Raw genomic sequence first — 16,805 nt, forward strand, 5'->3', positions numbered from 1 at the left:
AATTGGTAATTGGTAATTGGTAATGGGTAATTGGTAAGAATTAGAAATTAATGTTTTTCTCCTCTTCTCCCCATCCCCCCATCTCCTTATCTCCCCATGTCCCCATTCCATTCATTCCAGCGGAATAGTAACAATAAACGTAGTTCCCACTCCTTCCTTACTAATTAAACTGATTTCTCCTTGATGGAGTTCAACATATTGTTTGACAATTGATAATCCTAATCCATGTCCGGGGATTTGACCAACATTACTACCTCTTTGAAAAGAATCGAATAAGTTATCTTGCTCTATTTGTGGAATTCCAATACCTTCATCTTGAATGCGGAAAATAGCTTCTCCTTGTAAACAAAATAAATCAAATTGTATGCTTCCACCTTGAGGAGAATATTTAATTGCATTGGATAGCAGATTGGTAAAGATATGCCGCAGAAGTTTTTCATCTAAAAGAGGTAATTTTATATCTGCGGATGCGCTATTTTTTTCTTGTTGCGAACAGCATCCTTGAACTTTTAAAATAATTTGATGTTTTTCGGTTGCGATTAGTTTGACTTCTTCTACTAAATCTATGCAAAATTTTTCTAAATCTAAAGGTGCCCGATTGAATTGAGTTTGATGGACTTCTGCTTTACCTACTAATAATACATCGCTTAACAGTTGGTTCAGATGTTTTACGGAATTTTGTATGTGATACAAGTATTCATCTTTTTTGTTTTCTGTTAACTGCTGATTGTGATTGGCAAGTAATTCAGTAGTATTTAAAATTGTGCTTAATGGATTGCGAAATTCGTGGCTAACCATTGATACAAAACGAGATTTTAATTCCCTCATTTCTTTTTCCTTTTGCAATTCATCTCTCATTACAATTTCTTTTTGATGCTTGCTTAAAGCTATTTCAATAGTAGTAATGAGTTGAGTTTCTTCAAAAGGTTTGAGTACGTAACCAAAAGGTTGGGTTGCCTTGGCTTTTTTAATAGTACTTTCATCGGAATGAGCCGTGAGAAAAACTACCGGAATATTATAATTATTCATAATAATTTCGGCAGCTTCGATTCCATTCATCGCGCCTTTAAGCATCATATCCATCAACACTAAATCTGGCTGTAATTCTTCTACCAGAGAAATCGCTTTTTCTCCATAAGCGACAACTTCGACGACGATATATTCGTGGCTTTCTAAACAATATTTGATATCGCAGGCAATAATTCTTTCATCTTCTACAACCAGGATTTTCTCTTTCATTTTTCTTCTCCTTGGTTAATCTCAGTAAATGTAATTCTAAATGAAGTACCTAGCTTAGAACTATATATAATTGTTCCTTCTAATTGTTCTACCAAATTCCACACAAGTTCTAAGCCAAGAGATTGTTTTTTCAAGGAATTAATATTTTCCGATGCTCCCGTACCATTATCGCTAACGGATAAAGAATACTTCCCTTCCTGCAAATTTATAAACTCCACGTATATTTCTCCTTCTTCAGCGTTTTTAAAAGCATGTTTAATAGCATTAGAAATCAGTTCGTTGATAATTAAACCACAAGGAATAGCTGTATCAATTTTCAAAAATGTTTTTTCTATATTAGTATTTATCTGAATATTATTAATGTTATAACAGCGAATTAGATTATGTTTTAATTTGCGAATATACTCGGCAAATTCTATTTTTGCTAAATCGTTGGTTTGATATAGATTTTCGTGAATTAAAGCCATTGCTCGCACGCGGTTTTGGCTATCTTTAAAGATTTCTAGAGCTTGTTTATCTTTAATATATCCAGATTGCAAACGTAACAAACTAGAAATTATCTGTAAATTATTTTTAACTCGGTGATGAATCTCTTTGAGTAATACTTCTTTTTCTTTTAAAGAAGCCTTCAGTTTATTTTCGACTTGCTTGCGAACTGTAATATCGGTACTTGAACCAGCCATAAAAGCCGGTACTCCATTATCATCCCGAATTACCGTACCGCGTGTTAAAAATGCTAAGGCATTTCCTTCTCTGTGTACCATTCGGTGTTCAATCTCATATTTAGGAATTAATTCTTCTAAATAAGCGTTGATTTCAGCTTTGACTAAATCTACGTCACCCGAATGTACAAATCGTAACCAACTGCTGAATTGATTGGCTATTTCTTCATCTTTATACCCAAGCATTGCTTTTAAATTAGAGTCAATATAAACTTCGTTAGTGTGAATATTCCACTCCCAAACCCCTACCTTCCCGGCACTTATTGCTCGCGCATATCTTTCCTCGCTTACCCTTAAAGCTTCTTCAACTCGCTTACGCCCCAAAACATTTCCCAGCATCTCTGCTACTATTTTGAGCAGGATAATGCTGTTTTCCGTCCATGTAGTAGTAGTCAAAGATTCAAAACCGAGAAAACCGATTAAATTACTGCTACAAGTAATCGGTAAAATAATCAAAGATTTAATATCTTGAGTTTTAAAAACTTCTGTTTCAAATGTTTCTTGTGCAAGTAAATTCTGTACATCCTGTAATTGCAAAGTTTCACCAGAGTGAAGCTTTTCTACAAACAAAGTTACATCTTCAACATAAATATCTTGCAAATCATCTATGCGGCATGGAATTTCTGAAACACACCATTCATGCGTGTTATTAATCTTTTCGCTGTTATCTGTTAATAAAAATACATAACTACGGTCAACTCCAACAAATTCACCAATAGATTTTAATGCTTGATTGATACCGTTATCTGTTTGATTCGGAGCTAGATTAATAAAATCAGTGGATATAGTAGTAATTAACTTTTCAAATTCTATTCGATAGCGAAGTTCTTCTTCAATTCGCTGACGTTCGATAATTTCTTGTCGCAAACGAGAGTTTGTATTTTGTAATTCGTAAGTACGTTTCTCTACTCTAATTTCTAATTCGTCTTTAGCGGTTTGTAATTCTATTTCTGCTTGCTTGCGTTCGGTTATATCTCGAACAATAACTATAATATTATCTGCAATCGTCTTTTGAAGTCGTGCTTCAAAATTTTTTTCTCCAGATGCTAACGATAAACAATATTCGATTGCAACTAAGGAATTAGTTTCCAGCACTTGAGAAATAGTTTTCTGAAATTGAGCAGCAATCTCTGATGGTATTACATCTTGTATTTTTTTACCTAAAAATGGTTCGGGTGGCAAATACAAATCAGAAATGTTGTTAGCGTGACAGCTAAGAATAGTACCGTCACTTTTCAAACGAAAGTAGATATCGGGGAAAGCTTGAAATAACTCTTGTAATTCATTAGTTGTTTGCAAAAGTTGTGCTTCTGTTGCAAGACTATCGCATATTTTATGCTGCAATAATTTATTTTTACTTGCTAAATTATCTCGTTCTGCTTTTAATTTGTTATGTTCATTTATGCTTGCTTGTAGCTGTTGGCTCAAATCATCAAAATCTGTTTTATCGTTTTTATTTGTCTTTTGATTATTAATTTCTAGCTGTATTTTTTGAGCGATATCTCTTAAATTGACGATTTCTAATATCTCTCCTGCTTCATCAATAACAGGTAAATGTAAAATACTATTTTCTTGCATCAAAGATAAAGCTTGATGATATTCATAGTCAGATTTTAAAGTAATTGCGGGCTTCATTGCATCCACCACTTTAGTTTCGTCTATGTTCCTTTCTGAATTAATTATACAAACTAAATCTATAATTCTAATAATTCCTAATAGCTTCAAGTTTTCTATAACAAATAATTGTTGAAATTTAAAATTATCTTTTCTGCTTTTTTCGATTAAATTGAAAATTTCTGTTAAATAAGTTTCTGGGGAAACCTTTAGGCTGAAGTCTTGAATGGCATCTGCAACTAAAAGCATAGCAATAATTTATAAAAGCTACATTCATGCTGTAGCAAATAGTTTTATATAATTATGTATTATTAATATTATTTTAATAGCTAGTCTATTTGTGATATTTAACTAAATTAAACAAAGCTTGATATTAAACTCAAACTTAAAGTAGTTTTATATAATACAAAGACAATAAAACCAGAAAAACAATATTGCAATTGATTATTACAGCAAAATATAAAGATGAAATTGAATTAGTAAGATAATATAAATTGCTAGATAAGTATAGATATATAATAAGTTGAAAATTTAGAATTATAGCTAAGCAGTATTATTCAAATCCACATAAGCATATTGCGTCAAATAATGCTTGATGGTAGGCGTAAAAATATTTTTTTTAAAGATAATTAACATTGCTACCCCGATAAAAATATGCTCTCTCCAGTTGCTAGCTTAAGTCAAAAATGAGGCTATAGCATCGTGGTTACTACTGACTTGCTAATTATGTTGGAATAAGTGCTGAATAATTGAGATTAAGAAACCATGAAGAGATACTGAATGTTTTTTAACTACCATTAATAGTAATCAAAAAAATATTTATCGCATTTTCGCTGTATAAAACAGTAAATTAAGATTAAGCAATCAAAAAATATACCGGGGAAACCGATGTCTAGCGAACAGGGTACGCTGAACGTCTACCATTCTATTCTTGCATCTATTGTAGGAGAAGAAAATCTAACTTATGAATTGGGTAGCAAACAGGTAAAGCAAGCGATATCACCGGGGAATCTTCCCAAGTGTGTGGTTTATCCTCAAACCCAGGAACAGCTTGCCGCAGTTATTAGCGAAGCTTATCGCAATAAATGGCGTGTTTTACCTTGTGGAAACGGCAGTAAACTCAAATGGGGTAGTCTGGCAACAGATATTGATATCGTTGTTAGTACGCAACGTCTAAACAAAATTATCAATCATGCTGTAGGTGATTTAACTCTAACAGTAGAAGCAGGAGTCAAATTTGCCGATATTCAAACAATTTTAGCCAAACACAATCAAATCTTTGCCCTTAACCCAACAGTGCCCAATTTAGCAACGATTGGTGGCATAATAGCTACCGGCGATACGGGGTCTTTACGACAGCGTTACGGTAGCGTCCGCGACCAATTATTAGGTGTCACCTTCGTGCGTGCTGACGGTCAAATTGCTCGTGCTGGTGGCAGAGTCGTCAAAAATGTTGCCGGTTACGATCTGATGAAATTATTTACCGGTTCTTACGGTACTCTCAGCATAATTACAGAAGCTACATTTCGGTTATATCCGATGCAGTCAGCTTCGGGTACGGCGATGTTATTGGGTAGTAAAGCAGCCATATCGCAAGCAGCAGATACCATTCGCGGTTCTGCTTTAACACCTACACAAGCAGACTTACTTTCCGCTCAACTAGTATCGAGTATGGGATTGGGAAAAGAATTAGCCTTAGTTGTTCGCTTCGAGAGTATTGCCGAAAGCGTAAAGGAACAGTTAAATCAAGTTTTGCAAATAGGGGAAAAATTAGGATTAGCGAAAGTAACTTATTCCGGCGAAGAAGAACAAAGCTTATGGCAGAGATTGCCAGAACAAATACATTTAGCTGAGCCTGGAGCGGAAATTACCTGCAAAATAGGAGTATTGCCAAATACTGCCGTAGAAATTTTAGATCGAGCACAATTGGGTTTGATTAATATATCTAGCGGCTTGGGAATGTTGAGAATTGAAGATGAAACAAGGGTGTTAGAAATGCGAAAATTGTGCGAGCTACATAGTGGTTTTCTAACGATATTATCAGCACCAATAGAAGTTAAGCAAAAGCTAGATGTTTGGGGTTATAGCGGTAATGGATTGGAATTAATGCGAGCAATTAAAAAACAATTTGATAGCGAGAATGTTTTAAGTCCAGGCAGATTTGTAGGGGGAATTTAAGAGCAGTTAACAGTGAACAGTGAGCAGTGAACAGTTATCAGTCGCAAGTAGCGAGTTAGCAATTACCAATGCCCCATGCCCCATGCCCAATTACCAATTACCAATTACCCATTACCAATTCCCATCTACTAACAATTAATTATGCAACTTTCAGAAAATAACGAAAATAAGAAAGAAAATAAGATTGCTTCTTTGGAAAATCTACAAGGCTTTGATGATAATCATCCGCCGGAACCCAAATTAATTGATACCTGTGTCCATTGCGGTTTTTGTCTTTCAACTTGTCCCAGTTACAGGGTAATCGGCAAAGAAATGGATTCCCCACGCGGAAGAATCTATTTAATGGATGCTGTGAATGAAGGAGAAATTGCTTTAAATACGGCAACAACTCAACATTTTGATTCTTGTTTGGGCTGTTTAGCTTGCGTCACTACTTGCCCTTCCGGTGTAGAATACGACAAATTAATAAGCGCTACTCGTCACCAAGTTGCTCGCAATTATCCCCGCAGTTTACCAGATAAGTTATTTCGACAATTAATTTTTTCACTGTTTCCTTATCCCCAAAGATTGCGACTTCTATTAGTGCCTTTATTTATTTATCAAAAGTTGGGATTACCAAAATTAATTAGAGCCACTGGTTTACTTGAAAAGATATCTCCCCGCTTAGCGGCGATGGAATCTATTCTTCCAGAAGTTACCGGCAAATCTTTTAGAGATAATTATCCTACGATTATTCCAGCGCAGAATGAAAAACGTTACCGGGTAGGAGTAATTTTAGGATGCGTGCAGCGGTTATTTTTCTCCCCCGTAAATGAAGCCACCGTGCGAGTATTAACCGCGAATGGTTGCGAAGTGGTAATTCCCAAATCTCAAGGCTGTTGTGCTGCACTTCCAGAACATCAGGGGCAAACCGCACAAGCTCAAGCTTTGGCAAGACAGATGATTGATAGTTTTGCAGACATGGATGTAGACTATGTAATTATCAATGCCGCCGGTTGCGGTCATACTTTGAAAGAATACGGTCATATTTTAGAAGATGACCCAGAATATAAAGATAAAGCCCAAGAATTTGCTAATAAGGTTAAAGATTCGCAAGAATTTCTAGTTATGGTAGGTTTAACGGCTAAATTATCGCCTTTGACAGATGAAACCCTGACAATGGTTTATCAAGATGCTTGTCATTTATTACACGGGCAAAAAATCAGCGTTCAACCCCGTCAACTGTTGCGTCAGATTCCTAATATACAATTACGCGAGCCTCTTGATGCGGCTTTATGTTGCGGTAGCGCAGGAGTTTATAACATGCTGCAACCGGAAGTAGCGGAAGAATTAGGAGAGCAAAAAGCCAGAAACTTGGTGAATACAGGTGCTTCGATGATTGCTTCCCCAAATCCTGGCTGTAGTTTGCAAATTACTAAGCATTTAAATAAGCAGGATAAGCAAATAAAGGTAATGCATCCTATGGAGTTGTTGGATTACGCCATCAGAGGGGTTAAGTTGCAAGAATAAATGACTGAATTATTCACGTCTTCCTAACAAGCCTGCCTTTCGATTAAAAGTCCCACGGGTAAAATCCGTGGGAATCTGTACGGGTGTCAGGTAAAAAGCGTTGCTGATTAAAAATATGAATAGCCCCCCAAGCCTGGGAGGGAAATATATTTCAAACTCCCTCAAAATTGGGAGATTTAGGGGGTTGCTGTTAGATACCAAAATAAATTCATATCTGTATTCGGCAGCGCCAGGTAAAATATTTCTACTGAACTTTCTGTCCTACATTTAACGAATTAATTCCCTGGTTTACCCAGCACCAGCATTCATATTCTGAATTAAATAACTTTGGTGCGGCAATATTATTTAATGAGTCTGGTAGATAATGGTCGTAATAATATTTACCGGCTTCTTGAGAAACAATAATTAAATTATTGCGGAATACATAGCGGTGTTTAAACATATCGCCATCGCTAACAAAATCTGAATTATTTTCAATGTGTTCTTTAGCGATATTTATTATATTCTCAATGCTACTGCCATAAATTTTTGCGGGATTCTCTGCCTTATGGTACTGACTTTTAGACCCAATTTGCGATAACAATTTATACGAATAAATTTCGTAATTATCTGCTTTACCGAATACAAATGGTATTATGAGATATCCTTTATAGGACACTGACTCTTCATAAAGTAAGTTGTTCATAGAAACTTCCTGATATATAAATGCGACCCAAGGAGATAAAGTAGTATCGCAAAAGTAGTGGGGGAAGTTTTAGCAAGCAGAATTATCAATCCTTTACAATATAAATTGCAAATGGATTTAGAAAAGCTAATACGATACCATTTAGATAATTTTTCTTGACAGAGATAATAAATTTTTTTGATAAAAAACCAGCGAACTGCCAAAAGTTTGAAATGGTATTTACTGCTGCTAAAAGTTACTTCTACATTACGAGTATATAGAAGTTTTCAGAATCTTTAAAGGTAGATGAATATTTGCATCAACCTTCAAGGAAATTCTATATTTTTGCGATTAATTTTTATCTACTTCTTTCAACTTACCACAACTAGCTAATAGTGCAAGTCACCAGAGACTTAGTTGTTTTGGATGATGATTATTTTGATTCCAAGGTAGGGGTGAGACACCTATATCCCTTTGTGCTAATAAGTTGTAAAAGCTGCGGGCTGTTTGCGGCGACTTTTCTTCCTGGGGACAGTGGACAAAGAAGTAAATTTGCTTGTCTGATTGCAACCATTCTTTAATATAAGTTACCCACTCTTCCATAAACGGCTGATTTATGGATGAATTGGGGTGAGATATAAAGCGAATCAAAGTAAATGGTGCCGTAAGTTCAAATAAAACTGGTAATTGAGGTTTTCGTCGTTCTGAACCGAGTTGTGGGTCATTTTCTCCCGTATAAATCGGACGAGAATCGAGTATGACTTTTCCTACACCGAATTTGTGCAAAAGGTTTGTTAACTTATCTGCGTGGGGTTGTTTGAACCAATCGCGATGTCTGACTTCTATTGCTAAAGGTAGTTGTGTTTGTTGCCAAGCTTCGATGAATGCGGTTAAATCGCCGAGTGATGAGGGTGCATAAGAAGGTGGTAACTGTGCAAATATCGGCGCTAAACGAGTATCTAAAGGACGCATAATTTCCGCAAATTTTAAAGCATCTTTGATATGAGGTTTGAGCGAGCCGTTATGAGTAATATTTCGCGATAACTTTAAACAAAATTTAAACTCTGGGGGCGTTTGAGCAGCCCAACGTTTAACAGTTTCTTGACTTGGTAATGCATAAAAAGTAGTGTTCCCTTCTACAGTGGTGAAGCGACGACTGTAGAGACGGAGAAAATCTTTTGGTGGAGTACCTTGAGGATAAAATTCGCCTACCCAACCTTTATAAGACCAAACAGCGCACCCAATGAAGAAATTCACAATCCAATTTTAAGATAGTTGATATTTTCAACATATCATTTCAGCCGGGAATGGGGAATTGGGCATGGGGCATGGGAAATGTCTTTTAAGTAAATAAACGCCCATAGCAATTCTATGCCCAATAACATTTTTTTAACTAACTGCGAATTGATTTTCACCTACATTTATAAAGTATTCTGCATTTTGAATTTCTTGGACTTTGGTATTTTTAAGGAATGCGATAATTTCTGAACCAGCCATAATTAATGTTCCATTGGATGATTCTTCAAAAGTTAGTTGATCGAAGCTCATGTCTGTCAAACCAATTTTATCGATACCAAGTTCAAAGTCTTCAATAATATTGGTACTCGATTTATCTGCACCACCATCACCGGGTTTGAAAATAAATGTGTCTATTCCAGCACCACCATTAAGAATATCTGTACCGATGCCACCGATAAGAATATCGTCGTTATCATCGCCGAGAATCATATCATTACCAGATTCACCAAAGAAAATATCATTATGGTCACCAGCGTAGGGACTATCTGCACCAAAATTTAATAAATCTGTACCGTGCATTTCTTCATTGGTGTAACTTCCGATAACTATGTCGTCTTGATTTCCTGCTTTTAATATTCCAGCTAATGAAGTTACTAAGTTGTCTTCGTTAACATTAATAATTCCTTTGAAACCTTTGTCGCTTCCTTCAATAATTTGTAACTCTCCTAAATCATCAATGGACATTGTTTCAAGGGATTGATAAGCATCCAATCCAAGTAAATCTCCGAGTACACCTTGTTGATTGATTGTATTTATGAAAGCACTAACAACTCTAGTGTGTTCCCTACCAAAATCGGTAAGTTCGGAGTTAGTTCCGAAAGTCATTTCAAAAGCTTCGTCAGCACCAAGAGCTAATACTTTATTTCCGGCAATACTTTTTTCACCCACATATGCTCTAGAAAATACCGAAGTATCTGCAAATGTTTGGGGGGTTTGAATACCTTCTATCCTGCCATCTACATCATAGATATCTTCAAGAGGATCTACAGCCAATGGATTTTCATCGCGATTTCTTGCTGAGGGAGGATCTAAAGCGGTGATTGTTCTAGCACCTTCATTGTTGCCAGTTACTACAGTTTCGTTTTCTACAGTTAATCCGTCTCGATAAAGTCTTCCTATTTCCGCGCTTACCAAAGAACCCAAACTATGACCAATTAAGTTTAAACTTTGGGAAGCTCCCAGACTATCTATGCCGTAATAATCATTTAGTGCTTCCACTGCGAATTCAGCCACCGGATCGATCCAGCTAGCTGCTCGGAAATTCCCTTTACCTAAAGCACTCAAATCAATTCCATTAATCCCGTCTGCGTTATAAGCTGCTTCTCTCCAGTCTAATAAGAGTACGCGATCGCCAGTATTTGCAGCAGCAATTTCTTGTGCTAATTCTGTAAATTGTCCATCGGGTGTATCGTTCCAACCGTGGATAATCACCCAAGTTTGTTGAGCGTCAGCAGGATTGTTAAATTCTCTAAAGCCTACATTGCGGATGCTGGGATTGTTTTCTATTTCTGAGTTGAGTAAAATTCCCTCTTCGCTTCCACCAGTAATAGTGCCTTGAACTGGTAAAACGCTCGGATCTAAATACTCGCCCTTATCTTGGGAATTGAATGTTGCATCTTGAAAACTTTGTGTTTGCAATATGCTTTGATTATCAAAAGTTTCATCGGATGCAACTCCGTTATGATTAGCGTACTGATTTCCTTCAACCTGACTAAGTGAAATGTCGTTTAAATGACCAGTATCATCACCTACGGTTTGGATATTTATTTCAAGATTGTTTACATCAGAAGCTGGTAATGTATCGAAAGAATTAACGTTCTTATAAGGCGATTCTTCAGCAACCGTAACTGCCGCATTCTGATTCCCTATAACTGTGTTATCTGTAAAGTTTTTTGAGGAGTTTTTTGAGGATAAATTAACCTGGCTATTCCCATCTAAATTGTCATTGAAAACAGGAATACTTATTCTTTTTCCTATTTCTCCATCAATAAACTCTATAGAGATAGGAGTTTCATTGAAAGCGGCTTCAGGTTGAAGATCTTCTGACTTCAGATCCACAAACTGCGAAATTAAAACTTTATCTGTGACTTCACTCGAAAAGTCTTCTTCAAAACTAAGAGGATGAGATTGAGACGATCCAGTTAATGAATGGTTTCTAAAATGTTCTCCGAGATAGTTGTCAGTAGAGAGTACGTCTTTATGCAATGAGTGGTGAGATGCGGTATTGTTATTCATTTTTAAATTTGTTTCGAGACTTTGTAGATTCATTTTGATTAAATAATATATATGTGGCGTTTAAATGTATTTAAAGACGCAGTCTTGAAAATGCTATATAGATATTATGGTTTTATAGCTCCAGAACTAGCGCAGCTCATAGCATCAATAAATTGCTACTGGATTGATATGAAAATAAATTATGTTCCAATCTTTAAAGCGGTTGGAACGAGATTTAGATCGATTAATTAGAAATGATTGATCGAGAAACGATTTATCTGGAAATGATTATGCTAGATCATCTCGATATTTATCATCTAACTAAAGAAATATTCTCTAGAAAAAATTTAATTTCAGTAAGTATTTAAGCCGATTTTCATATCAAACGGATTGCTTGAAATAATTTGTGAATTATAAAAAATTTTGTTTAGTAAATACAAAACATAGTGTTAATAAAATAAAGTTTTTTTTGTTATTTAAACTAAATTCTATTTTTGCAAAGAGAAAGTGACATTGAAGATATTATTGTTACTTTTTAGTATTTAGTTTTAGTAGTGTAGGTTACAGTTTAGATATTAATAGTCGCGAAGTCGATTCTGTGGAGCAAGGATACCTACTCCAGAGTTTTAAGCATAATTCCGTCGAATTCGAGCAATCGCCGCATTCAGCCCATCGCTATGAATCCAGCCAACAAAACCACCGTAAATCATATTGTCATTTCTATCGGCAATAAAAACGTGGTCAACCCCAAAGGGATTTTTCCAAGTTTTGACAACCGAACCATCCCTTAACCGCATAACTGGATTAGAACTTTTAAAATCTCGATGATGAGCGCGAGTCATACCGGGAACATACTCTAAAATAGCAATAACTTCTTCGGTATCATCTGTAATTGCTTGAGCAACTATAGTATTACAGCCACATACATCCGTTACCGTAGCTTTGAGTCTTTCTTTTAAATCACCATCAAATAGCGATAAAAAATTAATTTCTTCTAATAATTTTCCCTGGGGTTCCGATTGTCTTCTCTGACAATAAACTGCTGTTAGCAACTCTTCTAAACCGACATTTGTTAAAGCATCTGCAATCAATCCCGTTAATCCCAAAACTGTGATTCCACCAAGCATTCCGGCTGGACCACCTAAAAACGCTAAAGCAGCAGTAATTGCAGCAGCACCTGTTAAACCTGTACTTGCCATAACTGCGATTAATATGATTCCAGGAAATCCTAATCCGGCGATTTTTTTGATAAGTTCGTCCATTACACCCTTATCCTCAATAAATATTTTTATCTTTTATAACACCATAACTTCTGCTTATTGAACCGTTCTAGAATTTCCTATCTCTGTTGACTTCTTTCCTTGATATTCTCTGTGTTTTGTTAATCAGTAATCTTCTAGCAGGATAGGAATAATTGTAGTTTACAGAAATTATGGCAACAAATCTAGGAAGCGAATTAAGCTATTAGTAATCGCTGAAATACTGGGAGTGGTAATATGCTCTTAAGCATTAGACGTATTGATGTTCCACCAGGACAAAGGGTATTGTTACGTGATGTCACCTGGGAAGAATTTGAAGCAATTATTGAAGAACTCGGAGAACATCGGGCTGCGCGTATTGCTTATGATAGAGGGGTGCTGGAAATTATGGCTCCATTACCAGAACATGAAGATGATAAAGAAATAATTGGTGATTTAGTAAAAGCACTTTTAGAAGAATTAGAAATTGAATTTAGAAGTTTGGGTTCCACGACTTTTAAAAATCAGATAATGCTTCAAGGAATAGAACCAGACCAATGTTTTTATATAGAAAATGAAAGCAAAATCCGTGGGAAAAAGCGACTCGACCTAACACAAGATCCACCTCCCGATTTAGCTCTAGAAATTGATGTTACTTCTCGAACTCATCCAAGTATTTATGAAGCGTTGAAAGTCCCAGAACTTTGGCGATTTGAAAAAGGTAAATTACAAATAAATTTATTACAAAATGGTGATTATGTAGTATCCGAGCAAAGTAAAACCTTTCCTAATTTTGATTTAGCTGAAATTTTACCTCAATACCTTGAACAAAGTAAAACAGCAGGTAGAAATTTTGTAATCAAAGCTTTTAGAAATTGGGTAAGAGAGCAAATACAGAATTAATACGATTGCTTTTTAAGTGTTGTGTTTATAAATAATTGTCGGCGTACAATAAAATTGTACAATTTCAAATCCTGGAATACCTATTATATCGTTGCAAATTTCGGATACTTGAAAAAATAAAGTTGTACAATTTGTGTCAGCTATTCTCAAAAATTGAACAATCAAGTTGTACATTTTTCCTAATGCTTGCCATATAAGGGTTTGAAGCGCTGCAAAAAGAACAAATCTTTTGATTTTTACATTGGCTTTCTTCTAGCTTTTATTTTAGTCATATCACTAAGCAAATATAGGTTTATGAATAGGTTTTTCATAAGTAAATATATCATTAAAAGTAATAATCATTACTATTATAGTTTTACTTCAAAGGGCGATCGCTCTCAATATGTAATCTCCTAAAACGTTTTTACTGAAATCAAAAATGCAATTTCTTCAACATAAGAAATGAAATAACTAAGATTAAATTAGATTTAAATCAATATTGGACGTAAGATTTTTTGAGATACTAAAGCATCAAACTGTAGACGCAATGCTTGGGCTATGCTTGTATCGTTCAGTAATACACCTGCTTCAATATTCCGTTCGTGAGCCGCTTGTGTAAAATTGGCGGATGTTACGAGTACTTGTGCTTCATCTACAGCAATACATTTGGCGTGTAAACAAGATTTTTGTTTGGTATCTAGTGCTAAGGAGCGGGTGTCATAAAATAGTTTCGGCAGTCTTTTCCCAGACCAAATATCATGACGAAAGGTGTCTGCAAATTCTCTCAATAAAATTGACTCTGCAACTTTGCTTTGATGAGGACGTTTGATATTAAGAAACATCTGAACATCAAGTTCTGGGTTTACTTCCATTCGTTGTGCAAGTACTTCAAATAATCTCTGGGCTTTTTCGCCTTTATCAATAGCAAAACTGGAAATCAAAACGCTTTTTTTGGCTTTACTGAAAAGTTCGCGGACGACTACACCAGTATCGCGACTTCGGGAACCAGTAATTTCTGGACCAGTCCATACTAAATTAATGCGATCGCGTATTCGTTGAGAATTATCTTTTTCTTGTGCAAGCAAGCGTAAGGTATAAGCAATGTGTTTACAGTCTACACCTTGGGAATTTAAGCGATTTAGTTCGTCTACTATTTCTTGGCTTAAATTTACGGGTACGTAATTGAGAATACTGGATATGAGAAAGGGTGGGGAAAGTCTTCTGGTAAGAAGCGCTGTTGCCAGTTTATCCAAGTTAGGACGACTGAGTTTAAGAAAGGTCATTATAGTTAACTGCGGAAAAACTCTGCTCCCAAACTTTCAACTGTAGACACAACCAAAGCCCTATCCAAAAATTCATTACGACGTTCGCACGATGTTTCTGCAATCAACAAGCATCCGTGACAAGCGGAACCGTGTAAAAATCTTTCTTCTTCTTCGTTATCTGCTTTGTGTTGGGCGCAAACTGGGTCATTTGAACATAATTTACCTTGTTCTAAGGCTGATTCTAAATGGTATTCAATCCGTTTCCCAACTTCTACTAATCCGCCTAATGTACCTTCCGAACCTGCGGAACCTGTATATAAAAGTATTCCATATCCCGCTTCACCAGCATAAACACGTTCGCGGATGGAACTTGCTGCATAACCGCATTCGAGGGATACTGCTGTAATTAGTAAGTGTGACAAGGAATGCAGCATTACATATGGCAGTCCGGGAAATTTGACTTTATCTACTTCTTGGTCGATACCTTTACGAGCGCACCAGATATCAAATCCCCTTGATAATTCTCGTCCCCGTTTTTTCACTGCTTGTCGCTGTAACCATTCTTCAATGGCTTCGTTACGAAAAGCAATAAATACACCTTCGCCTCTATTCTCAATTGCAGGAACCCAAGTAGGTTCAACATCCAATGCAGCACGTCTGACGCTGATATCAAGTTCGCCATCAATATCGGGCATTTCGGCTTCAAAGCGGGTAAAACCTACTTGAGCGATAACTTCCCGGAGACGATGAACTAAAACGATACGCTCAATCAGCGAAGTAAATTTAGGTTTTAAATTACTTAAATCTCTGGCTGTAGCGTAAAAATCGCTTTCGGGTACGTCTTCTCCAACTTCTACGGGACTTGAAAGTAATGTCTCAATTTCTACTTGTTTAATGCTTTTATGTTCTTTGACTTGTCCGCTTTGTCGGCGTTGAATTTCCTGCCAAACTTCCTCATCGCTAAATCTTTCTATTGCTACGAATACCTTTTGTTTTTTACGTTCTTTTCTTACATCCCTAGCATCTTCTGCATACTGTAGAAAATCTTCGTAGACTATACTAACCGCGTCTCGCAAAGCTGTGTCTGAGTCTGGAAGGGAAATAACGCTGAGAAGTTGAGAAAAATAAGCGTTGCTAGCAGAACGAACTAATAAACGATTATATTCGGGTTTACCTTTCTTTTCGTTTATACATTGGGGTTCTTTGGCAAAATCACCAATCCAGGGGCGATGTCCTTCACAAGGACCCAAAACTTTTGCGTTGGGAACTGTTGCATCTGCAAGGGGACGACGAGCTTTGCAGGCTTCGCAACGGACGTAAATTTCTGCAAAGTCATTACCGGAACCTCCTTCATCTAACCATAATTGTCCTCGACATCTTTTTTGGGAGTCTTGATGTACGAAGGTATACCAATCAATATCGCTAAGATGTCCTTTGACGCAGGCTTGAACGAAGCGAACGGGTACAACAGGTACTTTCTTTTTTTCAGAATTGAGATATTTCCCAGAAACTAAACTTCCCCAAGGTAATAGGGGACGAGTACGATAATTTTTTTGAGTTTTGCTATCAAACCAAGTTTCCTCTACCTGAGCTAAAAACCAAGTAGGAAACATAAAAGCATTTATTCCTGTACGGTTTGCTTTTGGGTCTTGTTCGTTAACTGGTGGCGCATACAGTTTGATACTCGAAACTTGTAAGATTTCAGCAACTCTGGCTTGTAAACGTTCTTCTGATATGTTTCTTTTATCACCACGCCAATGGCTTAAACCTGCGATTAATACGGAATGTTCCGGTAAATCTACCATCGAACCGGAACCGAATGTCGAAAGAATTTGACTTTGGCGAATTTGTCCTGCTGGGGGAATTTTTTTGTTAGATTTACTCATATCTATTCATAAAATCTTTTATTCACAGAGTCACAGAGATTGAAAATCTCTGTCTCATAGCTAAATTCCTCTGGAAGAGGAATAAACTATGATTG

At 36.3% G+C, this 16,805-nt stretch carries 11 protein-coding genes; 3 read left to right on the forward strand and 8 right to left on the reverse strand.

The features are described from left to right. Positions 1-111: 111 nt before the first annotated feature. Entirely contained in the window at positions 112-1,239 is a 1,128-nt protein-coding gene (locus RIV7116_RS10695; RefSeq protein ID WP_015118315.1) for an ATP-binding protein, read from the reverse strand. Continuing rightward, on the reverse strand, positions 1,236-3,824 hold the full coding sequence (locus tag RIV7116_RS10700; RefSeq protein WP_015118316.1) for a histidine kinase dimerization/phosphoacceptor domain -containing protein: 2,589 nt from the start codon (positions 3,822-3,824) through the stop codon (positions 1,236-1,238). Before RIV7116_RS10700 ends, RIV7116_RS10695 begins: the two co-directional genes overlap by 4 nt. 639 nt (positions 3,825-4,463) lie before the next feature. Here RIV7116_RS10700 and RIV7116_RS10705 point away from each other — a divergent pair. Together RIV7116_RS10705 and RIV7116_RS10710 are read left to right on the forward strand one after the other, a co-directional pair. Further along, positions 4,464-5,753 carry an FAD-binding oxidoreductase gene (locus RIV7116_RS10705; RefSeq protein WP_015118317.1) on the forward strand — a complete coding sequence of 430 codons (1,290 nt, stop codon included), beginning with the start codon at positions 4,464-4,466 and terminating at the stop codon, positions 5,751-5,753. Positions 5,754-5,894: 141 nt separating this feature from the next. Next, positions 5,895-7,262 carry a (Fe-S)-binding protein gene (locus RIV7116_RS10710; protein WP_015118318.1) on the forward strand — a complete coding sequence of 456 codons (1,368 nt, stop codon included), beginning with the start codon at positions 5,895-5,897 and terminating at the stop codon, positions 7,260-7,262. A gap of 244 nt (positions 7,263-7,506) precedes the next feature. Here the strand turns inward: RIV7116_RS10710 and RIV7116_RS10715 are convergent, their stop codons facing one another. The 4 genes from RIV7116_RS10715 to RIV7116_RS10735 all read right to left on the reverse strand — a co-directional run bounded on the left by RIV7116_RS10715 (position 7,507) and on the right by RIV7116_RS10735 (position 12,701). Continuing rightward, entirely contained in the window at positions 7,507-7,947 is a 441-nt protein-coding gene (locus tag RIV7116_RS10715) for a hypothetical protein (RefSeq protein ID WP_015118319.1), read from the reverse strand. Positions 7,948-8,328: 381 nt separating this feature from the next. Further along, the gene (locus RIV7116_RS10720) at positions 8,329-9,183 is read right to left on the reverse strand and encodes a DUF72 domain-containing protein (protein ID WP_015118320.1); all 855 of its coding nucleotides are present in this window, start codon (positions 9,181-9,183) and stop codon (positions 8,329-8,331) included. A gap of 132 nt (positions 9,184-9,315) precedes the next feature. Then, the gene (locus tag RIV7116_RS10725) at positions 9,316-11,460 is read right to left on the reverse strand and encodes a hypothetical protein (protein WP_044290869.1); all 2,145 of its coding nucleotides are present in this window, start codon (positions 11,458-11,460) and stop codon (positions 9,316-9,318) included. A 605-nt stretch (positions 11,461-12,065) separates the two neighbouring features. Then, entirely contained in the window at positions 12,066-12,701 is a 636-nt protein-coding gene (locus RIV7116_RS10735; RefSeq protein ID WP_015118322.1) for a hypothetical protein, read from the reverse strand. 234 nt (positions 12,702-12,935) lie between these two features. Between RIV7116_RS10735 and RIV7116_RS10740 the strand changes: the two genes are divergently transcribed. Continuing rightward, the gene (locus tag RIV7116_RS10740; RefSeq protein WP_015118323.1) at positions 12,936-13,580 is read left to right on the forward strand and encodes a Uma2 family endonuclease; all 645 of its coding nucleotides are present in this window, start codon (positions 12,936-12,938) and stop codon (positions 13,578-13,580) included. Between the two features lie 467 nt (positions 13,581-14,047). Here RIV7116_RS10740 and drmC read toward each other — a convergent pair whose 3' ends face one another. Together drmC and drmB are read right to left on the reverse strand one after the other, a co-directional pair. Next, positions 14,048-14,842: a DISARM system phospholipase D-like protein DrmC gene (gene drmC, locus RIV7116_RS10745; RefSeq protein WP_015118324.1), complete on the reverse strand. Its 795-nt coding sequence runs from the start codon at positions 14,840-14,842 to the stop codon at positions 14,048-14,050. Between the two features lie 5 nt (positions 14,843-14,847). After that, entirely contained in the window at positions 14,848-16,710 is a 1,863-nt protein-coding gene (gene drmB / locus RIV7116_RS10750) for a DUF1998 domain-containing protein (protein WP_015118325.1), read from the reverse strand. Between the last annotated feature and the right edge of the window lie 95 nt (positions 16,711-16,805).

Source organism: Rivularia sp. PCC 7116, assembly GCF_000316665.1.
GTDB lineage: Bacteria > Cyanobacteriota > Cyanobacteriia > Cyanobacteriales > Nostocaceae > Rivularia.